The following is a 24,415-nucleotide window of genomic DNA, read 5'->3' on the forward strand; positions in this document are numbered from 1 at the left end:
ACAGGCCCTTCTCTCCGGGGTATTCCATGATGATTTTAAACCGCATTAAACAGGTGGTGGACGGCACTATTGCGGCGTTTTCCATCGCCGTAATGGTGGCACTGGTGGTCTGTGTGGTGTGGCAAGTGTTCAGCCGCTACGTGCTTAACCAACCCAGTACGATGACTGACGAACTGGCGCGTTTTCTGATGATTTGGGTCGGCCTGTCAGGTGCTGCCTACACCGTCGGCGCACAACGCCATTTGGCGATTGATCTGCTGGCGATGGCGCTGAATGCCCGAAAACAGGCGCTGCTGAACATCCTCATTAATAGCCTGATTTTCCTTTTCTCCGGCCTGGTGGTGGTGACAGGGGGTATAAAACTTATCAATAAGACTCTCGCCACCGCGCAGGTGTCCGCCGCGATGCAAATTCCGATGGGCTACGTCTATCTCATTCTGCCGCTGTGTGGCGCCATGATGATGTTTTACGCGTTGTACTTTATTCAGCTGAATCTTCATCGTCTGACTCATCCGCAGGAGGCGGCACACTAATGGAAGGATATATCGCCCTTACATTGTTCGGTTGCTTCTTTGCCCTGGTGTTCATCGGCGTTCCTATCTCTTTTTCCATTGGCATCGCCACAGTTACCTCAATGCTGCTGATGTTTCCCTGGGATATTGCGGTGATTACCGTTTCTCAACGCCTGGCCAACGGGCTGGATAGCTTTGCCCTGCTGGCTATTCCGTTCTTTATTTTCGCCGGCACGCTGATGAACAGCGGCGGGATAGCCATTCGCCTTATCAACCTCGCTCAGGTCATGGTCGGTCGGGTGCCTGGTTCACTGGGTCATGTGAATGTGCTGGCTAACATGATGTTTGGTTCCATTTCCGGTTCAGCGGTTGCCGCTGCCGCTGCGGTCGGCGGGACCTTAAATCCGATTCAGGCCCAAAAAGGATATGACCCGGCCTTTTCCACTGCGGTAAACGTTTCATCATGTATTACCGGTTTGCTTATTCCACCGTCCAACGTGCTGATTGTTTTCTCACTGACGGCAGGGGGAGTCTCTGTCGCCTCACTGTTCATGGCAGGTTATCTACCCGGTATCCTGATGGGTCTGGCTATCATGGTGGTGTGCGCGATTATCGCCAAACGCCGGGGGTATCCGCTGTCTGAACGCCCAACCTGTGCACAGGCCGCAAAAGCCTTACTGGATGCGCTACCCAGCCTACTGTTGGTGGTGATTGTGATGGGGGGGATTCTGGGTGGCATCTTCACGGCTACCGAAGCCTCCGCGATTGCGGTGGTGTATACCTTTATTCTCTCGGTGCTTATTTACCGCGAAGTGAAGTGGCGCGATTTGCCGAAGCTTATCCTCGAATCGGTGGTCACAACGTCTATCGTGCTGTTGTTAATTGGCTTTTCCGTCGGTATGTCATGGGCGATGACCAATGCGGATATCCCGTACCTGATTAGCGACACACTGATGGGCATCTCCGATAACCCGTTGATCATTTTGCTGTTGATTAATATCGTGCTGCTGATCGTGGGCATCTTTATGGATATGACCCCGGCAGTGCTTATCTTCACGCCTATCTTCCTGCCGATTGCTCAGGAACTGGGTATGGACCCGGTTCATTTCGGAATTATGATGGTGGCTAACCTGTGTTTCGGTCTGTTAACACCGCCGGTCGGTAGCGCATTGTTCGTGGGATGTTCAATTTCCGGGGTGAAGATCCAGCACCTGATCAAACCGCTGCTGCCCTTCTACGTTGCCCTGCTGGTTGCGTTGATGTTGATAACCTACGTCCCGCAGATTTCACTGTTTATTCCCCAGGCACTGGGGCTGATGTAACAACCTTAACAGTCTGACCCTCGCGTTGGCGTCCGGCCTGCGCGAGGGTCACTGAGTTTACTTCAGCGAACTCACCAGCGTTTTACGGCTGTCTTCCAGCGACACAACGCGACTACACACGTCTTTGCCGAACTTCTGGAAATCTGCCTGCTGGCTCTTCCATTCATCCTGAATCGCGCCCTGCAGACCGCCGAGGCTGCCTAAAATACCTTGCAGTGGATTACCACCGCCTTTGACGACCGCTTTCGCGCCCATCTCATTAATGCTGTCCTGCAAAATACCGCCCATCGCCTGATTCACCAGTTCCTGGCCATCAGCGCGAACCTGATCGATACCTTTGTAGTGGAACGTCAGGCCATCGGTACGATGCTCAATAATACGGTTCATCTGCTCTTTCAGCTGGGCATCAAGTTTGGTCAGACGTCCATGCATATTGCTGCTGGCCCCAACCTGCTCGGTGATGATTTTGTCCAGCGCGACACGGCCTTTGTCGACGCGGGAACGGGCGCCTTCGTCAATCCACGGCAGCGCGCTGCGCAGATCGGTCTGGTAGTCTTTCGCCTGCTCACGCTGAGCAGCACTGAGCGTGTACTGTTTGCCGTTATACATCACGTTGCCATCAGGGGTGATGACCAGATTGCCGTTCTCCCCTTTCACCTGCACGGTTTGCGGGCTGAGGATAACGTCATCACGTGGGGTCACGCTGCACTGATAATCCGCCTGAGCGGCAAATGCGGTGACGCAGAGAGCCGCTGCCAGCAGCGTTTTGCGCATCATAGAAACTCCTGTAAAGACAAAACGGGCCAGCGATTGCTGGCCCCTTATGTTTGTTTAGTCCCACCAAACGTCGAAAAGTTCGCTGGTGCGTACCTCTTCGAACTTCCTGTCTTCCAGCCATTTACGCACGGCGGCCTGGTGTTCTTCGGTACATTTACCGATTTCCTGCATGCAAATCAGACCTTCCCAGGCCAGATAGCCGCTGCCATCAAAGGCCAGTTTATTCGGCTCAATCACCTCGTTGATAAACTCATCAACGATATGGTCGATTTGTTCTTCAGTCGTGCCTTCCGGGAAACGCCATGCAACGGAAAATCCTAATTCCTGAAACTCGTCGATGTGCATTTTTTTACGCAGACGACGGCTACGGTTCTTCGCCATTATTTCACCCTCTCGAACATTAAGTCCCAAACGCCGTGACCAAGACGATGGCCACGCTGTTCAAATTTGGTCACCGGACGTGAATCCGGACGCGGTACGTAGTCGTTGCTTTCAGAAAGGTTTTTATACCCGTCGAGTGACGACATCACTTCCAGCATGTGCTCCGCATAAGCTTCCCAATCGGTCGCCATGTGGAAGACGCCGCCAAGCTTCAGCTTACTCTTCACAAGCTCTGCAAAAGGAGCCTGAACGATACGGCGTTTATTATGACGCGCTTTATGCCACGGGTCAGGGAAAAACAGCTGTACCATGTTCAAAGAATTGTCAGGAACCATTTTATGCAGCACTTCAACCGCGTCGTGACACATCACGCGCAGGTTTTCCACACCCTCTTCATGGGCAGACGCGAGACACGCGCCGACGCCTGGAGAGTGGACTTCAATGCCTAAGAAGTTCTGCTCTGGTTTGGCGCTCGCCATGGTGACAAGCGAGGCGCCCATGCCGAAACCGATTTCCAGTGTGGTCGGCGCATCGCGGCCAAACAGAGCGGCAAAGTCGACAGGCGTTTCGCTAAACTCGACACCCATCACCGGCCAATAGTTATCCAGCGCGTGCTGCTGCCCTTTGGTCAGGCGGCCCTGACGGCGGACAAAGCTACGAATACGGCGCAGAGGGCGGCCGTTTTCATCAAAATCCGGTGAAATGACGTCGTTGTTCATAAAAATTCTGTCTACCTGATGAGTATTCGGGAAACGGGCATTATCCAAACTCAGGCGAAGTATGCAAGCATGGGAAAGATCCGGTTTACAGCCCGATGGCGCTGTGCTGCAATCTGCGTCCCTGATACAGCGAATCGGTAGCCATGCAAGCCTCTCAATTTTCAGCCCAGGTGCTGGACTGGTACGACAAATATGGGCGTAAGACCCTGCCCTGGCAAATGGAAAAAACGCCGTACAAAGTATGGCTCTCTGAGGTGATGTTGCAACAAACTCAGGTTGCTACCGTTATTCCTTATTTTGAGCGCTTTATGGCGCGTTTTCCGACCATCACCGATCTCGCGAATGCGCCGCTCGATGAAGTGCTGCACCTGTGGACGGGCCTCGGCTATTACGCCCGGGCGCGCAATCTGCACAAAGCCGCCCAGCAGGTCGCGACGCTGCATAACGGCAAGTTTCCGGAAACGTTCGAGGAAGTTTCTGCCCTGCCCGGCGTCGGCCGTTCTACTGCGGGCGCGGTGCTTTCCCTGTCGCTGGGTAAACATTTCCCCATTCTCGATGGCAACGTGAAACGGGTGCTCGCGCGCTGCTACGCGGTGAACGGCTGGCCGGGTAAGAAAGACGTGGAAAAACGGCTGTGGGAAATCAGTGAAGACGTGACCCCGGCGAAAGGCGTGGAGCGTTTTAATCAGGCGATGATGGATTTGGGCGCGATGGTCTGCACCCGTTCAAAACCTAAGTGCGAACTCTGTCCGCTGAACAACGGCTGCGTGGCGTATGCCAACCACTCGTGGGCACAGTATCCCGGCAAGAAACCGAAGCAGACCCTGCCGGAACGCGTGGGGTATTTCCTGATTATGCAGCACGACGACGAGGTGTTCCTGCTTCAGCGTCCGCCAAGCGGTCTGTGGGGTGGGCTGTTCTGTTTTCCACAGTTCACCTCCGAGGAAGAACTTCTCGAATGGTTGGCCTCGCGTCAGATAAAAGCCACGTCACTCGCGCAGCAAACGGCTTTTCGCCATACTTTCAGCCATTTCCATTTAGATATTGTGCCTATGTGGCTCAGTGTGCAGTCGATAGACGCGTGCATGGATGAAGGCGGCGCTCTCTGGTATAACTTAGCCCAGCCACCGTCAGTCGGGCTGGCGGCCCCCGTGGAGCGTCTGTTACAGCAGTTACGCGCCGGCGCTCTGGTTTGAGCGACGGCCATAAAGAGGAATAGTCATGAGCAGAACCATTTTTTGTACCTTCCTGCAGCGCGACGCTGAAGGCCAGGACTTCCAACTGTATCCGGGCGAGCTCGGAAAACGTATCTATAACGAAATCTCTAAAGAAGCCTGGGGTCAGTGGCAGCATAAGCAGACCATGCTCATCAACGAGAAAAAACTCACCATGATGAACCCGGAGCACCGCAAACTGCTGGAGCAGGAGATGGTTAACTTCCTGTTCGAGGGTAAAGACGTTCACATCGAAGGCTATACGCCGCCAGAAAAACAATAAGGGCCTTTCGGCCCTTTATTTCAACCTGACGACACTTCCCGGAATGATGAAAAAATATTTAGCGCTAGCCCTGATTGCGCCGTTGCTCATTTCGTGTTCAGGCTCCAAAAAGGGCACGCCCTATAATGAAGCTTGGGTAAAAGACACCAACGGTTTTGACATTTTGATGGGGCAGTTTGCCCATAACATAGAGAACATCTGGGGATACAACGAAGTTCTGGTCGCCGGACCGAAGGACTACGTGAAGTATTCCGACCAGTATTACACTCGCAGCCATATCAACTTTGATAATGGCACCATCACCTTTGAAACCATCGCCGGAACCGATCCTGCGAGCCATCTTCGCCAGACCATCATCAAAACGCTGTTGATGGGCGACGATCCGGGTTCGGTCGATCTCTATTCCGACGCCGATGATATCCAGATTTCCAAAGAGCCGTTCCTGTACGGTCAGGTGGTGGATAACACCGGGCAGCCGATTCGCTGGCAAGGCCGCGCGTCGAACTACGCTGACTGGCTGTTGCAAAACCGTCTGAAGAGCCGCAGCGACGGGCTGCACGTTATCTACAGCGTGACCATCAACCTGGTGCCAAACCACCTCGATAAACGTGCGCATAAATACATCGGCATGGTACGTCAGGCCTCGCGCAAGTATGGCGTGGATGAGTCACTGATTCTGGCGATTATGCAGACCGAATCCTCATTTAACCCGTACGCAGTCAGTAATTCCGATGCGCTGGGATTGATGCAGGTGGTTCAGCATACCGCGGGGAAAGATGTGTATAAGGCGCAGGGGAAATCCGGGACGCCAAGCCGCAGCTATCTGTTCGACCCGGCCAACAACATTGATACCGGCACCGCGTATCTGGCGATGTTGAGCAATGTTTATCTGGGTGGAATTGATAACCCGACCTCACGCCGCTACGCGGTGATCACCGCTTATAACGGTGGCGCGGGCAGCGTACTCCGCGTGTTCTCCAGCGATAAAGTTCAGGCGGCGAACATCATTAACAGCATGGCGCCGGGCGACGTTTACCAAACGCTGACGACGCGTCATCCGTCGCAAGAATCGCGCCGCTATCTGTATAAAGTGAACAACACCCAGAAGAGTTACCGCCGGAAGTAATTGATGTCCTCACCCCACGGGTGAGGGCATCAGCCCACACAAAATCCGCCCCCACCATACGAAAATGTTATTTGCGTCACTAATCCACTCTGCAAAAGAATAAATATTGCATTTTTTTGCTGGAGGTAACAAAACGCCGACCCCGACCTCGATAGAATCGCATCAAATTCACGCCATAAATGTTTCAATAAAAACACACAGCCGGTCACTTTGTGAGGAAAATAACATGAACCTTAAGCTGCAGCTTAAAATACTGTCGTTCCTGCAGTTCTGCCTCTGGGGGAGCTGGCTGACAACCCTCGGCTCCTATATGTTCGTCACGCTCAAATTTGACGGTGCATCCATCGGTGCGGTGTATAGCTCGTTGGGGATTGCGGCGGTCTTTATGCCGACGCTGCTCGGCATCATGGCGGATAAATGGATCAGTGCGAAATGGGTATATGCGCTGTGCCATTTAGTCGGCGCAGGCACGCTGTTTATGGCGGCGCAGGTCACCACGCCGGGCGAAATGTTCATCGTCATCCTGCTTAACTCGCTGGCCTATATGCCGACGCTTGGGCTGGTGAACACTATCTCCTACTATCGCCTGAAATCAGCGGGCATGGATATCGTCACCGATTTCCCGCCAATCCGTATCTGGGGCACCATCGGCTTTATCATGGCAATGTGGGCAGTGAGCTTCTCTGGCTTTGAACTGAGCCACATGCAGCTGTACATCGGCGCGGCGCTGTCGCTGGTGCTGAGCCTGTTCACCCTGACACTGCCGCACATTCCGGTTTCGCAGCAGCAGAAAAACCAGAGCTGGAGCACCATGCTGGGCCTTGATGCCTTCGCGCTGTTTAAAAACAAACGCATGGCGATATTCTTTATCTTCTCCATGCTGCTCGGCGCTGAACTGCAAATCACCAATATGTTCGGCAACACCTTCCTGCACAGCTTCGATAACAACCCGCTGTTCTCCGGAAGCTTTATCGTTGAACACGCGTCGGTGATGATGTCGATTTCCCAGATTTCCGAAACCCTGTTCATCCTCACCATCCCGTTCTTCCTGAGCCGTTACGGTATTAAGAACGTGATGCTTATCAGTATTTTCGCGTGGATGCTGCGCTTCGGTCTGTTCGCCTATGGCGACCCGTCCGCGTTCGGTACCATCCTGCTGGTGCTGTCGATGATCGTCTACGGCTGCGCGTTCGACTTCTTCAACATTTCCGGTTCGGTGTTTGTTGAGAAAGAGGTGCGACCTGAAATTCGCGCCAGTGCGCAAGGGATGTTCCTGATGATGACCAACGGCTTCGGCTGCATCCTAGGAGGCATGGTGAGCGGTAAAGTCGTTGAGATGTACACCGTGAACGGCAATACCGACTGGCAGAGCGTGTGGCTGATTTTCGCGGGGTATTCGCTGGTGCTGGCCTTCGCATTCGTGGCATTGTTCAAATACAAACATGTGCCAACGGTTGCGGCCGCGCAGCCGGTTGCCCACTAATCGAATTTCACATTAATGCCCGGCGGCGCTACGCCTGCCGGGCTTACAATTCCCCGAGTACCCACGCCACCGACAGCAAATCTGCGCTGCCCCCCGGGCTTAAATTCCGTGCTATCAGCGCATCGTCCATCGCCTCTAACGCGTGTTTGTCCCAGCCGTCACGCAACAGGTTTTGCGCAGCGTGCCGGACGTATTCCAGCCCGGCCATTCCGCCACGCGACACCAGATTGCTGTCAGGATTAATGGCCATCAGTCGCAGCAGCATCTCGTCGAGTCGATAGCGGTTCCAGTGCGGTAAAACGGCGTTGACCGTCGCGAAACCGCTTTCCGCTTCGCCGCGCGCGCCCGTCAGGCCAAACTGCTGAAACTGACGCTCGCCCGCCGTGGTCGCCGATGTGCGAACCATCAGTTCGCGGGCGACCACGCCCCGGCATATCCCCCGCACCTGCAGGCATAAATTCTCTGCGGTCGCGTCACCGATACGTCCGGCGGAAAAGCACAGCAGGCCGAGAGAAAATATCCCGCCTTTATGGCTGTTAATACCGTCGGTTGCCGAGTACATCGCTTGCTCACAGGCGATACCCATCGGGCGCAGAATGCGCAGCTGTTCGGTAATATCGCGCGTCGCGTGCTGTGCTCCGAGTTCAGCAAAACGCGCAAACCATGGCGTAATCGCCCGGATGCTGCGCTCAAACAGCGCGTGGTCCATATCGCGATGAGAGCCGTTGTTACGCCGGTCCACCAGCCCCGGTTTTGGCGTCAGCTCCAGCTCCTGCCACAGCGCCTCTTCTGCCAACGCCGGGACATTTTTAACGCGCGGTTTAGTCGCGTGCAAACCAGTCATCAATGAGTTTCTCCACGCTGGCAACCACTAACGCCTGCTCATGACGACGGGAACGTGAGCAGGCATGAGCCGGTTCATCACACAGCAGGCAACGGCGCTGTGTGCGGCCCAATGAGGTGCGCCCAACCGGGCCACTCTGCGGACAAATCACGTCGATATCCCACAGACGGCCCAGCGGATGCGACTGCTCCAGGGTAGTCGCATGAGCTTTAATTTCAGCGGCGCTATGCGCCACGCACCACAGGGCTTCCGGCCCGGTCGGCAGCCACAACACCTGGCGGTCGAGCACCTGCCAGTGATGCTGCCACAGCAGCTGGTCGCAGGCCTGGATGGCAACGCCCATGCTGTTGCGATAGCGGATACTGTCTTTCACTTCGCCGGGCGTCACCAGCGTCAGGGACACCACCGGCTGGCCGTAATGCAGCAGCCAGTCGGTCTGACGCGCGGCGCGGTTGTCCTTCGCGGCCAGCATCTCGTCCAGTTTCACGCCCGGTCGGTGCAGCGTTTCGAGGGTCATACTTTCTCTCCTTCGTCCGTTAATCAGGCAAGAAATTTACTGAGGATAAGCAGCGACAACGCGACATTAATGGCCCCGCCTATACGCGTTGCGATTTGAGCAAACGGCATCAGGCTCATGCGGTTACCCGCAGTCAGGATAGCCACATCCCCGGTGCCGCCCTGCCCGCTCTGGCAGCAGGAAACAATCGCCACATCAATCGGATGCATGCCAATCTTTTTACCCACAAAAAAACCGGTCGCCACCAGCGCCGACACGGTGCTGACGATAACCAGCAGGTTGCTGATCGTAAATGCCGCCATCAGCTCATTCCATGGCGTGATAGCCACGCCAACCGCGAACAGCACCGGATACGTCACCGCGGTCTGGAAGAATTTGTACACCACCTGTGAGCCGTCCAGCAGACGCGGCGATACACCGTTCACCAGCTTGATGAACACGGCGATAAACAGCATTCCCACCGGCGCAGGTAGGCCAATCAACTTGTAGCCGAGCATCCCGAGCATGTAGAGCAGTACCGCCAGCAGCGCACCCGACGCGATAGTCGTCACATCCGTTTTTCCGCTGGAGACTGCCGCGTCCGGGGCAGAATCAGGTTCACCGTCGCGCGCAGGCATCAGTTGCCCTTCTCCGGTCAGATGCGGGTAACGCTTGCCGAGCTGATTCAGACAGCCTGAAATCACAATCGCCGTCAGCCCGCCCAGCATCACCATCGGCAGCACGCGCCCAAGTGCCACGCCCTGATCCATATGCAGTAAAGTGGCATAGCCTATCGACAACGGAATCGCCCCTTCGCCCACGCCGCCCGCCATGATAGGCAGAATGATGAAGAAGAAAATCTGGAACGGTTCCAGCCCCAGCGCCATGCCGACGCCCATCCCCACGACCATGCCGACCACTTCGCCGCACAGCATCGGGAAGAAGATGCGCAGGAAGCCCTGAATCAGCGTGGTGCGGTTCATACTCATGATGCTGCCAACGATAATGCAGCAGATGTACAGGTACAGAATGTTGGTGGATTTGTAGAATTTAGTGGTCGATTCCACAACTACATCCGGCAGCAGGCCATAATAGACCAGCGCGGAAGGAATAAACGTGGCGCAGATAGCCGCCGCGCCGAATTTACCCACAATCGGCAAACGCTTGCCGAACTCACCACAGGCGAAGCCGAAGAAGGCCAGCGTGGCGACCATCACCACGATGTCACTCGGCAATTTGCCCCCGAGGCAATCAATGGCGATTAGCGCCCCGGCAAGCAGAAACAGCGGCAGAGGAATGATCCCTATTTTCCAGCTATCCATAATGTGCCACCACTTCTCTCTCAGTGATGTTTTCGGAATATTTATTGGTTCATGGTTAACAGTAAAAGAATCATCGGTCGTGCTCATCATCAGCCCCTTGGTTATTTCACGCTCTCATCTTAGAGGCCCCGCGTTCGCCTTTACGTGAGGAAATTCAGATTAAAACTGAAGTTTTTATGGTCACTATGGTGTTAATGGTTTTAATTATTGAACGTGATCTACACCTTATTATTTTGTGTGGTTTTTATGGTTTTAATTATTGCGAAATGCCTCAGAGAAGCGGCTGTGCAAACGATCACAAGTTTCGCTGAAAAGCGGCGTAATGGCGGGTTTTGGTGATACAGTAAAAACTATTTTTGTGAGTGCGTGTGATGGTAATGAAGCTGTCTTTCCAGATAAAACTGTTTATATCCCTGGTGGCCTTTTTCTCTGTGCTATTCGCCCTGCTCGGCGGATATTATTATGTCGACATGGGCCGTCAGTTGTATCAGGAAATGAGCATTAGAGCGAAAATACAGGCCGAAGAAATTGCCCTTATTCCCACCCTGCGCCAGGACGTTGCCAATAAAAATATCCCCGCCATTCACAACTTCATGCAAAAACTGGCGGCGCACAGTGATGCCAGTTTTATTGTGATTGGCGATAACCACGCCCGCCATTTATTCCACTCTGTTTTTATCGATCGCGTCGGCACGAAGCTGGTCGGGGGTGACAATCAGGAAGTACTGGCGGGCAAAAGCACTATCACCATCCGCAAAGGCGGGCTCGGCATTTCACTGCGCAGCAAAGTTCCCATTCTGGATGATGACGGTATGGTGGTGGGCATCGTGTCGGTAGGCTATCTCACCAGCTATCTCGACGATGTTACTGTCAGCAAAATGGTCAATATTCTGATTGCCGCCGTTCTGCTGCTTATCGCACTCTTTGTCTTTTCGTGGTTCTTCACCCGTAGCATCAAAAAACAGATTTTCTCGCTCGAACCACGGGAAATCGGCCTGCTGGTACGTCAGCAAAAAGCGATGATGGAATCCATTTTTGAAGGGGTGATCGCCATTGATAAAGACGGCCATATTGAGGTTATTAATCAGGCGGCGCGTAAATTACTGAACCTCAGCCAGCCCGCGCGACGGCTGCGCGGCTTGCCGATTGGCGAGGTGATTGCGCCGGTTCCGTTCTTCGATCCCGCAGTGATGCTGGCTAACGATACGCACGATGAAATGTGCCATTTTAACCAAAGCCGGGTGCTCGCCAGCCGGGTCAGGATCATGCTCGAAAACGCGTTACAGGGCTGGGTGATTACCTTCCGCGACCGCAATGACATTGACTCACTCAGCGCGCAGCTCAGCCAGGTGAAACGCTATGTCGATAACCTGCGCATTATGCGTCACGAACAGCTCAACAAAATGACCACCCTCTCCGGTTTGCTGCATATGGGCCATTACGACGAGGCGATCCGCTTTATTCAGGCACAGTCGGAACATGCCCAGGAATTGCTCGATTTCCTTTCCGCGCGCTTCAGCTCGCCGACGATTTGCGGCCTGCTGCTCGGTAAAGCGGCCAGGGCGCGGGAGAAGGGCGTCGAGTTGCAGCTTGACCCCGGCTGCGGCATGGATAAGCCCTTCCCGACGCTACCGGAGGCGGAAGTGATTTCCATCATCGGGAACCTGCTCGATAACGCGATCGAAGCCACCCAGCGCGCCGCACTGCCGCACGCGCCGGTCGAAGTCCTGATTCGCTTAAACGAGCGGGAGCTCATTATTGAAGTGGCCGACCGCGGCATCGGCATTGTCCCGGAACTCCGTGATCACATTTTTGAGCGGGGCGTCACCACCAAAACCCGCGGCGACCACGGCATCGGGCTGTACCTTATCGACAGCTACGTGACCCAGGCCGGCGGCACTATCGAAGTAGCCGACAACGAACCGAGCGGAACCATTTTCTCCGTGTTTATCCCTGTGCTTCAACCAGGAAGAGAAGAATCATGCAACACGACATTATTGATGTAGCGATTGTAGAAGATGAAAGCGAGCTCGCGGCCCTGCACGCGGAGCTTATCCGCAAACACCCGCGGCTGCGGCTGGTCGGCATTGCCTCGTCGTTAGCCGAGGCGCAAACGCTGCTCAACGAAAAACATCCGCAGCTGGTGCTGCTGGATAACTATCTGCCCGACGGCAAAGGCATCACGCTGCTGAATACCCCGAATCTGAACCTCGCCAACTGTTCGGTGATCTTTGTCACCGCTGCCAGCGATATGGACACCTGTAGCCAGGCAATTCGTAATGGTGCGTTTGATTACATTCTCAAGCCCGTTTCCTGGAAGCGCCTCAGCCAGTCGCTGGAGCGGTTTGTGCAGTTTCACGAACAGCAGCGGGTATGGAAGATTGTCGATCAGCAAAACGTCGATTCGCTGTATCAGCTCCAGGCGAAAAACTATCGGCTCGATAACGGCAGTAAAGGCATTGAGGAGAAGACGCTGGAACGCGTGAAAGCGCTGTTTCAGGAAGAGCCTGAACGTTTTTTTTCCGTGGATGACGTCGTGACGGAAACGGGGTTAAGCAAAACCACGACCCGACGTTATCTGGAACACAGCGTCGAGGCGGGTTTGCTCAAAGTGGAAATACTGTACGGTAAAATCGGCCACCCTCGGCGGCTGTATCGCCGGGCGCACGAGAGCTAACCTCTCCGCGCCCGGCCCGCAAAAAACACTACTTCAGCACGTAGCCGTACAGCCGCTTGATGCCATCGGCATCTTTTTCGCTGTACACGCCCTGCAACTCCGGCGAGAAGCCTGGCAGCATATTGACCCCCTCTTCCAGCGCCAGGAAATAACGCTGCACCGCGCCGCCCCAGATTTCGCCAGGCACCACACACAGCACGCCCGGCGGATACGGCAGCGCGCCTTCCGCAGCGATGCGCCCTTCCGCTTCGCTGAGACGCACCAGCTCGACGTTGCCGCGGATAAATTCGATATTGGCATCCTGCGGATTCATCACCACCGCCGGGAAACTCTCTTTGCGGAACATCGCCTTTTGCAAATCCTTCACGTCAAAGCTGACGTACAGATCATGCATCTCCTGGCACAGTTCACGGATCGTATAATCGCGATAACGCACCGGATACTTGCTGTAAATCGTTGGCAGCACATCGGCCAGCGGCGTATCGTCTTCAATGTGCTGTTCGAACTGGCCGAGCATCGCCACCAGCTGCGCCAACTTTGCGGTGCTTTCGGCGGGCGTCAGCAGGAACAGGATCGAATTCAGATCGCACTTCTCCGGCACGATGCCGTTTTCACGCAGATAGTGCGCAAGGATCGTCGCCGGAATACCGAACGCCGCATATTTACCGGTGTGAGCATCGATCCCCGGCGTGGTCAGTAGCAGCTTGCACGGATCGACGAAATACTGATCCTGCGCGTAGCCCTCAAACCCGTGCCACTCCTCGCCCGGCCCAAAGCTAAAGAAACGACGTTCGCGAGCAATGGCTTCCGTCGGGTGATCCTGCCATGGGCGGCCCGCCACCGTCGGCGGAATAAACGGTTTGATCATCTTGCAGTTGGCGATAATGGCTTTGCGCGCCTCAATTCCCAGCGCCACACATTCCGCCCACAGGCGGCGACCGCTTTCGCCCTCGTGAATTTTGGCGTTCACGTCCAGCGCCGCAAACAGCGGATAGAACGGGCTGGTTGACGCATGCAGCATATAGGCGTTGTTCAGGCGTTTATACGGGCAAAAACGCGCCTGGCCGCGAATGTGATTGTCTTTCTTATGGATTTGCGAAGTCTGCGAGAAGCCCGCCTGCTGCTTATGTACCGACTGGGTGACAAAAATGCCCGGATCGTTTTCGTTCAGCTCCAACAGCAACGGCGAACAGTCGGCCATCATCGGAATGAACTGCTCATAACCGACCCACGCGGAATCAAACAGAATGTAGTCGCACAGATGCCCAATTTTATCGACCACCTGACGGGCGTTATAAATGGTGCCGTCATACGTGCCGAGCTGGATCACCGCCAGGCGGAACGGACGCGCGTCGTCCGCCTTTTCCGGGGCCACTTCACGAACCCGCTCGCGCAGGTATTTATCGTCAAAACAGTGCTCATCAATGCCGCCGATAAAGCCAAACGGGTTGCGTGCCGCTTCAAGATACACAGGCGTGGCCCCAGCCTGGAACAGCGCGCCGTGGTGGTTCGATTTGTGGTTATTGCGGTCGAACAGCACCAGGTCGCCACGGGTCAGCAACGCATTGGTCACCACCTTATTCGCCGCCGACGTGCCGTTCAGCACAAACCAGGTTTTATCGGCATTAAACACTTTCGCCGCGAATTTCTGCGCACGTTTGGCCGCCCCTTCGTGGATCAGCAAATCACCCAATTTGACGTCGGCGTTGCACATATCGGCGCGGAAAAGGTTCTCGCCAAAAAAGTCATAGAACTGGCGACCGGCCGGGTGCTTTTTAAAGAACTCACCGTGCTGATGGCCTGGACAGGCGAAGGTGCTGTTGCCCATTTCGACGTACTGCGTCAGCGTGTCGAAGAACGGCGGCAGAAGATTCTCTTCATAACGCATGGCGGCGGTTTCAAGCTCCAGCCACTGCTGAACGCTGCCGCCGATAACGGCATCAACGCCCTCCGGCGCATCCACGGGTTCTTCAGAAAACAGGAACACCGGTAGCTGAAAACCGGTGCGCTTTAGCAACGTGAGAATGCCGCTGCGGCTGTCTGCCACGGTGATGACGACTGCCGCCACGTCGGTAAAATCGGTACTGTCCAGCGCCACCACGCTGCGGTGACTGGAAAGACGAGTGACCAGCTCGCGGCTGGCGGCAATGTGCAAAGATTTCATAAGCGCGACTACCCAAATCGGGAGAGTAAAAGGCCCGGACACGGTATTGACCGTGCCCATAAACTGTCAGGGTCCGACTGGTGACCAGCTCCGACCGCCAGACATCAGTAAAAGCAGACGAGATCTGATTTTACTGTTGTCCTGCAGTGAGCGTGCGTTTCCCTCACCGCATGGTGAGCATAGAAGGTTCTGCGAGGATAAGGGAGCAACTTCGCATGAGCGCGAAGTGGATAAGGCAATGTTGTTCGAGGATAAACATTCCGCTGCTCCCAGGGTTGAAAGGAGAAAATTCGCGCAATAATTACACCTTTCTCACAGGGGAGCAAGATGAAATTTTTATGCACAAAACCCGACTCATCACCATATAAGCAGTCACAAAAAACCATATGAATTCAATATTAATGCATAAAACACTGACACCATTGCAGTAACTGAAAGAGCATCAGCGGTCGCGAATGGTGAGAGATTGCGCAGTCCGTCGCGAAACACATAAATTTCGTTGACGACGCGTGTCGAATTTAGTTTAATGCGCCCCGTTGCCCGGATAGCTCAGTCGGTAGAGCAGGGGATTGAAAATCCCCGTGTCCTTGGTTCGATTCCGAGTCCGGGCACCACTCATTTAAAGAACCCGCCTATGGCGGGTTTTTTGCTTTCTGGGGTACGGACTCTCCGTCTAACTCCGTTCGATTATTCGCCGCAGGCGGCTCACCCCTTCGGGGCCAGCGCGACAAGCGCGCTGTTCAACGCCTTCGGCGTTAGTCCGAGTCCAGGCACCAAATTCTGAATCGCCACGGGTTTATAACAGACACCTCAGAGTCATTTATGGGCTGACCCCGCCCCCATACAATGAAACAACAAATTGATTCTCAAGTTTTTTTTTACATAAATGAACTGCTCACACATTCTCCATTTTTTGTTTAAAATTTAACAAAAGACTTGTATCCACATTTTTCTATAAGGCAAAGATGAACAAAACGAAGCTGTTGTGTATCGTAGGTACCCGCCCTGAAGCGATAAAAATGGCGCCCGTCATCATGGCGCTGAGAAATGACGACGCCTTCGAGGTCCGTGTGCTTGCCACTGCACAGCACCGACATCTGCTGGATCAGGTTTTTAGCCTGTTTGGCATTGCTTATGATTATGATTTAGATGTGATGACCCCTAACCAGACATTACCGGAGCTCACGGCAAAATTAATTACCGGTATTGATGCTGTTCTGGAAAGTTTCAACCCCGATATGGTTATCGCTCAGGGGGACACCACGACGGTCTTTACCGCCGCTCTGGCCGCGTTTTACCGCAAAACACCGTTTGCTCATGTCGAGGCTGGTTTACGCAGTCGCGATTTGTATTCCCCTTTTCCTGAAGAAGGAAACCGTATCCTTGCCGGGCATCTGGCAGCGCTTCACTTTGCCCCGACGACCTTAGCTCAGGACAACCTGATTCGTGAAGGAATAGACGCCTGTAAAATCGTCATGACGGGCAATACAGTCATCGATGCATTACTTGAGACAGCAAAGCAAGATGTTGAACCCGGCTTTACGTTACCGGAAAACAGTCGAATGATTCTGGTGACCTCACATCGGCGGGAAAACTTTGGTGAACCGCTGAAGAATATCTGTAACGCACTACGTAGTATCATCGCTAAATATGATGATGTTTGTATTGTGTTCCCGGTGCATCCGAACCCGCATGTACGGGAAACGGTCTACGGCATCCTTGCTGAAAATGACCGCATTAAATTAATTAATCCGCTGGGCTATGAGCAATTTGTCAGCGCGATGAAACAGGCGCATCTCATCCTGACGGATTCCGGCGGTGTTCAGGAGGAAGCCCCGGCATTGGGTAAACCTGTTCTGGTACTTCGTCAGGAAACGGAGCGCACCGCAGCGCTGGCGGTCGGTGCAACGCGTCTGGCTGGTACAGATGAACAGGACATCATTGATCACGTCTCAACTCTGCTTGATAACCCCAATGAATACAAGAAGATGGTTATTGGTACATCTCCCTACGGTGATGGTCAGGCAAGTATGAAAATAGTCCGGGCGGTAAAAGACTTTTTCCATCTATAGCAACTTATGCTTTAGGCTTATGTTTCTGTAAATTATAACTAATAATCTCTGGTGAAATAATGAGCTGGTTTGTGGATGTTTTTTCAGCCTACCTTTATGGACTCAAGGTGGTTGCCATTACTCTGGCAATAATGATGTTAATCAGTGGACTGGATGACTTAATCATCGATATCGTCTACTGGTTTCGTCGTGCTGTGCGGGCAGTTACAGTTTATCGTCGTCACCAGCATATGGACTACCAGGCACTGTATAAGCCCGATGAAAAACCGCTCGCCATTATGGTACCCGCATGGAACGAAACCGGGGTAATCGGCAATATGGCTGAACTGGCAGCCATGACGCTCGACTATGAGAATTACCATATTTTTGTTGGTACCTACCCTAACGATCCTGATACGCAGCGCGATGTTGATGAGGTTTGTGCCCGTTTCCCGAACGTGCATAAAGTGGTGTGCGCACGTCCAGGGCCAACCAGCAAAGCCGACTGCCTGAATAACATTCTTGACGCCATCACTCAGTTCGAGCGCAGTGCGAATTTCACCTTTGCTGGTTTCATTCTGCACGATGCCGAAGATGTTATTTCGCCCATGGAACTGCGCCTGTTTAACTATCTGGTTGACCGCAAAGATCTCATTCAGATCCCGGTGTATCCCTTTGAACGTAAATGGCACCATTTCACAAGCATGTCCTATATTGATGAGTTCGCCGAATTGCATGGCAAGGATGTGCCTGTACGCGAAGCCATCGCCGGACAGGTGCCCAGCGCAGGTGTCGGGACCTGCTTCAGTCGCCGGGCGGTCATGGCTCTGCTGGCTGATGGTGACGGTATCGCCTTCGATGTACAGAGTCTGACAGAAGATTACGACATTGGTTTTCGTTTAAAAGCCAAAGGCATGACGGAAGTTTTCGTGCGTTTTCCAGTCGTGGATGCCGAAGCCAGACGCTCACGCAAATTTTTGCAACGCGCGCGCTCCTCTTCTGTTATCTGCGTACGGGAATATTTTCCGGATACCTTTACCACCGCGATGCGCCAGAAATCTCGCTGGATTATCGGTATTGTCTTTCAGGGATTCAAAACTCATCGCTGGACCAAAAGCCCGACGCTCAACTATTTTCTCTGGCGCGACCGTAAAGGAGCCATCAGTAACTTTCTGAGCTTCTTTGCGATGATTATCATGATTCAGCTGGTTCTGCTGCTTATCTATCAGCGTGTCTGGCCGGACGCATGGCAATTTTTGTCGATATTTACCGGCGGCCCCTGGCTGGTGACGCTGCTGTGGATGAACTTTGCGTTGATGGTCAACCGTATACTGCAGCGAATTATCTTCGTGACGGTCTATTACGGCCTCACGCAAGGGTTACTGTCAGTGCTGCGCCTGTTCTGGGGCAACCTGATCAACTTTATGGCCAACTGGCGAGCCCTGCGCCAGGTCATTCAGCACGGCGACCCACGCCGTGTCGCCTGGGATAAAACCACCCATGATTTTCCGAGTGTGACCGGTGAAAACCGCGCGCTGCGACCTTTAGGTCAGATCCTGCTGGAACATCAGGTGATCACCGCTGAGCAGCTGGAGTTTGCGCTGACGCATCGCGTTATCGGCCTGCGTCTTGGGGGATCACTGATGCACCAGGGACTCATAACCGCGGAACAGCTCGCGGTCGCGCTTGCAGAGCAAAGTGGCGTGAAGATGGAGTCGATCGATGCCTGGGAGATAGACAGCACGCTTATCGAAAACATGCCTGCGGCCATCGCCCTGCGTTATGCCGTCTTGCCACTCCGTTTCGAAGAAAATGTGCTGATCGTCGCCAGCGAGGAGGGGATCGACCCGGTCTCCCTCTCGGCTCTGGAGCGTAAAATGCGCTGCGCAGTAAAATATGTCATCGTTCCACGTGGGCAGGTTGTGACAGGGCTGCGGTACTGGTATGCCCGTCATCGTGGCAAGGACAGCCGTGAACTTCTGCGCTCTGCGGTAGCGAAAGGCTGGCTCACGCCTCAGCAGGCTGACGCCCTGTGGCAGCAATATGTACCGCGCCAGCTGTTATTTGCAGAAGTGCTGACCTCCCTCGGCCACATCAACAACTCGTCCATGAATGCGTTACTGCTTCGTCATGAACGTAGCGAGAAACCCCTGGGCGAATTTTTGGTGGATGAAGGTGTCGTGACCCAGGCAACCCTGAATCAGGTTCTCCAGTTACAGCAGGAGCTTCAGCTCTCCATGCCGGAACTGCTGAAAAACGCCGGTTTCACCGACCTGCAACTGGAAGAACTTCAGCAGCAACAAGAGCAGGAGCACGCATGAGCAGGGAAAATACTCGTCGATTCTCACCCTGCGTGGTCAGCGTGCTGGTCGCCTCACTGCTCAGTGCCAGCACATTTGCGCAGGATGGCGTAGCAGACACCAGCGCGAAAGCGCTCGGATTAAGCGACTATCGTCACTTTGTTATTTATCCGCATCTGGAAAAAGCGTTACGTGCGCAAAAGGATAACGACGAAAAAACAGCCCTTCAGGAGTTCCGTCATATCCATCAGCAAGCGCCCGATAACGTTGCGCTGACCCTTTATCTGGCGGAAGCCTACCGCCATTTTGGTCATGACAATCAGGCCCGGCAGGTGTTGCAGGAACAGCTAAAACACCATCCGAATGACCCACGTCTGCAACAGCAACTGGCTGCGATCCCACGGAAAATACAGCCAGTCACCACCGTTGAACAACTTCTGGCGCAGCAGAAGCGTTGCGATACGGCGCCCACCGCGGAGTGTCGCAGCGAAACAGGGCAAAATGCGCTGAAGCTGAAACAACTCGATATTGCGCTGGCACAGCTTAATGATGCGGCATTCGCCGGTACTCCCGATGGAGAGGCGCTGGAGAATAGTATTCTCCAGCGGGCCATCTATCTGAAAGCGTGGCAGACAGCAGATGCTATCTTCAGTCGGAAAAACGAACAGCACACCCTGAGCGCCGAAGAACAGCAACAGTGGTTCGATGTTTTACTTGCCGGTCAGCTCGATAACCGTATCCGCACACTCCAGTCGCAGGGCATATTTGCCAAGGCCGGGCAGCAACTGGCTTTTGCCAGTACGCTGGCCACACGCGGTGAAAATACCGAATTACAGCGCTACCTTGCCGATAATCAACCGCGTTTTGACACGGCAACACAGGAGCAGAACTGGCTCTATCTTATCTCCCGCTACAGTAAAGACCCTGAGCAGACGTTACAGCAGTACACGCCGCAATTTACGGCTAACCAGCGCTATGTCACCGGTGCCACCTTCCCTGCGGCGATGAAAGCAGGACAGTACGAGCAGGCACAAAAACTGCTGGATGCACTGCCTGAAGATCAGATGCTGTCTGAACGTTATACCTTGAGCACCATCACCCACAATCGTGCGGAAAGTGCACGACTGGCTGGGCTCATGTATCAACGCGCGCCCGGCAATATCTCTCTGCTTGATAACTACAGCTGGCAGCTGATGCAGAATGGTCAATCCCGCAAGGCGGCATCTCTGCTGCTGGCGCGTTATCCCTTTGGGGCCGCATCTGCAGAAGCGGAGAAACTGGTTATCCGCCTGGCCGGGCTGTTGCTGCGTTATCCTGATCTCGCCACCCAGTCACAACGTGCACGTCTGAGCACCCCGCTCTCAAGCGCTTCACTGCGGCAGATCCAGAGTCAGCTTCCGGGAGTTAACACCGACTGTCAGGCCACGCGTAAACTCCTTGGCGATCTCTCACCGCAGTATGAGGCCGCGACCTGGAGCCGACTGGCAGAGTGCTATCACACCACGCTTCCCGGTATGGCGCTCTATGCCCGACAACAGGCAGAACAACGCCAGCCGGATATCTATCAACGCCGTGCGGTGGCCTATCAGGCGTATGCCGTAGAGGATTACGTCACCGCGATGCAAGCCTGGAAGTTGCTGCCTGTCGCACAGATGAGCAACGACGATTTGATGGCTGCCGCGAATACAGCTCAGTCCGCCGGAGACCGTACCGCACGCGATAATTGGGTGGATGAGGCACGCAAGCGCGGTCTTGATAACAGCGAAAACTGGTGGTGGTTGCATGCCCAGCGCTATCTTCCGGCACAGCCAGAGCGCGCCTTAGCCGATCTCAATCAGGCTGCCGCGATTGATCCGACGGTGAGCGTCCTGACGTCGCGCGCTGCGCTATACCGGGAACTTAACCAGAAGCCAGAAGCCATTGCCGATCTCCGTCAGGCGCTGGTACTGGATCCTAATAACGGTTCCGTTCAGGCCGCTCTGGGCTATGCGCTATGGAGTGATGGCGATTATGCTGCTTCACGCAATGCGCTGGAAAAAGCGCGTAACACATCGCCGGACGATCCTCAGCTCACTCGTCAGTTGATGTACGTCAACGAACGCCTGGGTGATATCCCACAGACACAACTCTATGCCCGCAAGGTGGTTGATGAGCTGGATGCCGCCTCAGAGGTCACGCCGCTCACCACGGCGCAAAACCAGGAGCGCTATGATGTCCGCCGACTGCATGAAGATATCGGACGTCGCTGGACAATTAATTTCGACACATCCATCGGCTTAAACTCAGCGGCAGCGAGTCCATTCAGTAACCCGCTGAGCGGTCCCTCTTCAGCACAAAGCTATCGCAGTTTCGGACAACTGGAGGCGGAGTACCGTCTTGGCCGCAATATGCTGGTCGATGGCGATATGTTGTCGGTCTATACCCGCCTGTTTGCCGGTACCGATGACAGTGGCGTCGTGCTACCGGTTAAAAACCCGATGCTCGGCACAGGGCTTCGCTGGAAGCCACTGCATGACCAGACGCTCTTTCTGGCGGTTGAAGAGCAGTTTGCTCTTGACCATCATCACGGCGAAACCGACACGATGCTGCGTGCCAGCGCCTCGTTTTTCAACAATGGCAAGTACAGTGATGAATGGCACCCGAACGGAAGTGGCTGGTTTGCCCAAAACCTTTATCTGGATGCGGCAGAATACATCCGCCAGGATATTCAGGCCTGGACCGCTGATTACCGGACCAGCTGGCACCAGAAAGTGGGCCAGCATCAAACCATTGAGCCTTATGCGCATATCCAGATAAATGGATACCGTGACGGCCATACAGAAGGAACTCAACTTGGTGGACTTGGCGTGCGCTGGAATATCTGGACCGGGCAAACACAATACGACGCCTGGCCGCATAAAGTGAGCCTGGGCCTGGAATATCAGCATACGTTCAAAGCGATCAATCAGGATGTGGGTGAACGTAATAACGCGTTCTTCACCGTGGGGGTTCACTGGTAATGAAACGACGTCACTTTTTACTGCTGCTGGCACTGTTCAGCCCGCTGGCGTGTGCCATGAATGCCATCTTCTGGCAGCCGCAACTGCGGGATAACAGCATTCCACCAGAGCAATGGCGCAGTCTGATGCAAAACGTTCACCAGACGGGTTTTGACACACTGGTGCTGCAATGGACCCGCTACGGTGAGGCATTCAGCAATGACAAAGAACTCACCCTGTTACAAATGCGGGCAAAAGACGCACGTGCTGCCGGTCTGAATGTCATTATTGGTCTTCATGCCGATCCTGACTTTTTTCAGCGCCAGAAACAAACTGCCGCCGCCCTGATGAATTACCTCAATCGCCTGCGCGTCGCGGACATTCAACAGGCAAAAAAATGGTCTGCGTATGCCGATGGCTGGTATATCAGCGCAGAAATTGACGACCTGAACTGGCGTAATCCAGAGGCCAGAGCGCAACTCCGGCAGTGGCTGAGCACTACCCGCACGCAACTTACCGCTGTAGATAACAAGCCGGTGTATATCAGCAGCTTCTTCGCCGGAAATATGACGCCGGAAAGCTATAGCCGTATGCTCGCGGAAATACATCAATTGGGGCTCCAGGTCTGGGTTCAGGATGGCGAGGGTGTGAATACGCTAACGAAGCCGGAAAGAGCGCTTTATCTTAATGCCAGCGCGGGTTGTCAGTCTCTGACACCTGCACAGGGTATCGTCTACGAGCTCTTTCAGACCCTACCGGGCAAAACGTTTACTGCGACAGCATTATCATCAACAGAACTCACGGCACGCCTGACGCAAAAAACAGCCTGTGATAAAGACCGTATTTATTTCTCACTACGCTATTTACCCCTTGCTAAGGGAACACTGGAAAATTGATGATGTAGGCCATGGGACTGATGGACGGCATGTGAGGGTGACACGCTTCCACTGTATGAAAAAAAATCATAGGGTTATCGCGCCCACGCCGTAGACGCCCCCTCCCAGGTGTAAATTAGTGGTTTGTAATGTGATCTTTTCCGGGGAGAGTTGTCTGTCTCTGTTTTATGCTGATTTCAAAAGGAGTTAAAGCGTGCAAGCAGCACTGGTTGGAGTAACCCTTCTTATCATAGGGGATAGTCATGTAGCCTTTCAGGGTTCACTACTTTCTGTACTTCCAGAGACCTATGAGCAGATGGGTGCCAAAGTTATTACCTATGGTGTTTGCTCCTCCACTCCTGATGCGTGGCTGAAGGGACCGGTCGATACTGGCTGTGGCGGCACGATAAGAGAAGGGACCGGCCCAATTGTCGATCCTTACGACGCAAAATTTCCTTTCCCTGATATCGATACGTTGATAAAAAAGTGGGATCCTACCGCAGTGATCGTGGTGTACGGCGATACCATCGGTGCCTACAGTGCGGAGACTCTCCCCACGGAATGGGTCGAAAGCGAGATGAAACCCCTTACTACTGCCATCAGTAATAAAACCCGTTGTATCTGGGTCGGGCCAACGTGGGGCACGTTTATTCCTCGCTACGGGAAAACTGAGCAAAAAACCCAACGCATCTCAGATTTTCTTAGTTCACACGTGACACCCTGCACCTATATTGACAGTACCTCCCTCATGCAGAGTAACACCGTCAAAACCGTCGATGGATTACATTTGACCCCTCAAAGCTATAAAGCATGGGGTGCAGATATTGTGGACGCGACATTGCCCCTCCTTGAGAAGAAAGGTGAAAAAAACTGATCGCTTCTCGCCGTGCT

General features: G+C 54.0%; 20 protein-coding genes and 1 tRNA gene. 14 read left to right on the forward strand and 7 right to left on the reverse strand.

Annotation, left to right across the window (positions count from 1 at the left end; genetic code table 11):
• Positions 1–29: 29 nt before the first annotated feature.
• Positions 30–533: a TRAP transporter small permease gene (locus MUU51_RS08260; protein WP_159774057.1), complete on the forward strand. Its 504-nt coding sequence runs from the start codon at positions 30–32 to the stop codon at positions 531–533.
• A complete protein-coding gene (locus MUU51_RS08265; RefSeq protein ID WP_258967570.1) occupies positions 533–1,834 on the forward strand; it encodes a TRAP transporter large permease in 1,302 nt (433 codons plus the stop codon). Before MUU51_RS08260 ends, MUU51_RS08265 begins: the two co-directional genes overlap by 1 nt.
• 57 nt (positions 1,835–1,891) lie before the next feature.
• Here MUU51_RS08265 and MUU51_RS08270 read toward each other — a convergent pair whose 3' ends face one another.
• From MUU51_RS08270 to trmB, 3 genes are read right to left on the reverse strand one after another with little or no spacing between them, the layout of a single operon-like run.
• Complete coding sequence (locus tag MUU51_RS08270; protein ID WP_159773995.1) at positions 1,892–2,611, reverse strand: YggN family protein; 720 nt, start codon at positions 2,609–2,611, stop codon at positions 1,892–1,894.
• Positions 2,612–2,665: 54 nt separating this feature from the next.
• Positions 2,666–2,992 carry a YggL family protein gene (locus MUU51_RS08275; protein ID WP_110511931.1) on the reverse strand — a complete coding sequence of 109 codons (327 nt, stop codon included), beginning with the start codon at positions 2,990–2,992 and terminating at the stop codon, positions 2,666–2,668.
• Entirely contained in the window at positions 2,992–3,711 is a 720-nt protein-coding gene (gene trmB, locus MUU51_RS08280) for a tRNA (guanosine(46)-N7)-methyltransferase TrmB (protein WP_159773997.1), read from the reverse strand. The genes MUU51_RS08275 and trmB overlap by 1 nt, the downstream gene beginning before the upstream one ends.
• 143 nt (positions 3,712–3,854) lie before the next feature.
• Between trmB and mutY the strand changes: the two genes are divergently transcribed.
• From mutY to MUU51_RS08300, 4 genes are all read left to right on the forward strand, one after another.
• Entirely contained in the window at positions 3,855–4,907 is a 1,053-nt protein-coding gene (mutY, locus tag MUU51_RS08285) for an A/G-specific adenine glycosylase (protein ID WP_258967571.1), read from the forward strand.
• Between the two features lie 25 nt (positions 4,908–4,932).
• On the forward strand, positions 4,933–5,208 hold the full coding sequence (locus MUU51_RS08290; protein ID WP_110511928.1) for an oxidative damage protection protein: 276 nt from the start codon (positions 4,933–4,935) through the stop codon (positions 5,206–5,208).
• Between the two features lie 46 nt (positions 5,209–5,254).
• Positions 5,255–6,334 (forward strand): membrane-bound lytic murein transglycosylase MltC, encoded by a 1,080-nt coding sequence (mltC, locus tag MUU51_RS08295; protein WP_258967572.1) that lies wholly within the window; start codon positions 5,255–5,257, stop codon positions 6,332–6,334.
• A gap of 226 nt (positions 6,335–6,560) precedes the next feature.
• Complete coding sequence (locus MUU51_RS08300; RefSeq protein ID WP_258967573.1) at positions 6,561–7,817, forward strand: nucleoside permease; 1,257 nt, start codon at positions 6,561–6,563, stop codon at positions 7,815–7,817.
• 43 nt (positions 7,818–7,860) lie between these two features.
• Here MUU51_RS08300 and citG read toward each other — a convergent pair whose 3' ends face one another.
• From citG to MUU51_RS08315, 3 genes are read right to left on the reverse strand one after another with little or no spacing between them, the layout of a single operon-like run.
• Positions 7,861–8,661, reverse strand: a complete 801-nt coding sequence (gene citG, locus MUU51_RS08305) for a triphosphoribosyl-dephospho-CoA synthase CitG (protein WP_159774005.1) — start codon at positions 8,659–8,661, stop codon at positions 7,861–7,863.
• Positions 8,639–9,178, reverse strand: a complete 540-nt coding sequence (gene citX / locus MUU51_RS08310) for a citrate lyase holo-[acyl-carrier protein] synthase (protein ID WP_159774007.1) — start codon at positions 9,176–9,178, stop codon at positions 8,639–8,641. Before citX ends, citG begins: the two co-directional genes overlap by 23 nt.
• Before the next feature lie 23 nt (positions 9,179–9,201).
• On the reverse strand, positions 9,202–10,566 hold the full coding sequence (locus MUU51_RS08315; protein WP_159774061.1) for a 2-hydroxycarboxylate transporter family protein: 1,365 nt from the start codon (positions 10,564–10,566) through the stop codon (positions 9,202–9,204).
• Between the two features lie 290 nt (positions 10,567–10,856).
• Between MUU51_RS08315 and MUU51_RS08320 the strand changes: the two genes are divergently transcribed.
• Positions 10,857–12,485 (forward strand): ATP-binding protein, encoded by a 1,629-nt coding sequence (locus MUU51_RS08320; protein WP_159774009.1) that lies wholly within the window; start codon positions 10,857–10,859, stop codon positions 12,483–12,485.
• Positions 12,461–13,156 carry a response regulator gene (locus MUU51_RS08325; protein WP_258967574.1) on the forward strand — a complete coding sequence of 232 codons (696 nt, stop codon included), beginning with the start codon at positions 12,461–12,463 and terminating at the stop codon, positions 13,154–13,156. The genes MUU51_RS08320 and MUU51_RS08325 overlap by 25 nt, the downstream gene beginning before the upstream one ends.
• Positions 13,157–13,184: 28 nt before the next feature.
• On the opposite strand, the gene MUU51_RS08330 is transcribed toward MUU51_RS08325, so the two are convergent.
• The gene (locus MUU51_RS08330; RefSeq protein ID WP_159774013.1) at positions 13,185–15,320 is read right to left on the reverse strand and encodes an ornithine decarboxylase; all 2,136 of its coding nucleotides are present in this window, start codon (positions 15,318–15,320) and stop codon (positions 13,185–13,187) included.
• A gap of 538 nt (positions 15,321–15,858) precedes the next feature.
• Between MUU51_RS08330 and MUU51_RS08335 the strand changes: the two genes are divergently transcribed.
• From MUU51_RS08335 to MUU51_RS08360, 6 genes are all read left to right on the forward strand, one after another.
• Positions 15,859–15,934, forward strand: a tRNA-Phe gene (locus MUU51_RS08335).
• A gap of 351 nt (positions 15,935–16,285) precedes the next feature.
• The gene (gene wecB / locus MUU51_RS08340) at positions 16,286–17,392 is read left to right on the forward strand and encodes a non-hydrolyzing UDP-N-acetylglucosamine 2-epimerase (RefSeq protein WP_258967575.1); all 1,107 of its coding nucleotides are present in this window, start codon (positions 16,286–16,288) and stop codon (positions 17,390–17,392) included.
• A gap of 59 nt (positions 17,393–17,451) precedes the next feature.
• Positions 17,452–19,692: a cyclic di-3',5'-guanylate-activated glycosyltransferase NfrB gene (gene nfrB, locus MUU51_RS08345; RefSeq protein WP_258967576.1), complete on the forward strand. Its 2,241-nt coding sequence runs from the start codon at positions 17,452–17,454 to the stop codon at positions 19,690–19,692.
• On the forward strand, positions 19,689–22,670 hold the full coding sequence (locus tag MUU51_RS08350; protein ID WP_258967577.1) for a phage receptor: 2,982 nt from the start codon (positions 19,689–19,691) through the stop codon (positions 22,668–22,670). The genes nfrB and MUU51_RS08350 overlap by 4 nt, the downstream gene beginning before the upstream one ends.
• Positions 22,670–23,545, forward strand: a complete 876-nt coding sequence (locus tag MUU51_RS08355) for a DUF4434 family protein (RefSeq protein ID WP_258967578.1) — start codon at positions 22,670–22,672, stop codon at positions 23,543–23,545. Before MUU51_RS08350 ends, MUU51_RS08355 begins: the two co-directional genes overlap by 1 nt.
• A 193-nt stretch (positions 23,546–23,738) precedes the next feature.
• On the forward strand, positions 23,739–24,398 hold the full coding sequence (locus MUU51_RS08360; RefSeq protein WP_258967579.1) for an SGNH/GDSL hydrolase family protein: 660 nt from the start codon (positions 23,739–23,741) through the stop codon (positions 24,396–24,398).
• Positions 24,399–24,415 lie beyond the last annotated feature (17 nt).

The organism is Scandinavium manionii, from assembly GCF_024764775.1.
Taxonomy (GTDB): domain Bacteria; phylum Pseudomonadota; class Gammaproteobacteria; order Enterobacterales; family Enterobacteriaceae; genus Scandinavium; species Scandinavium manionii.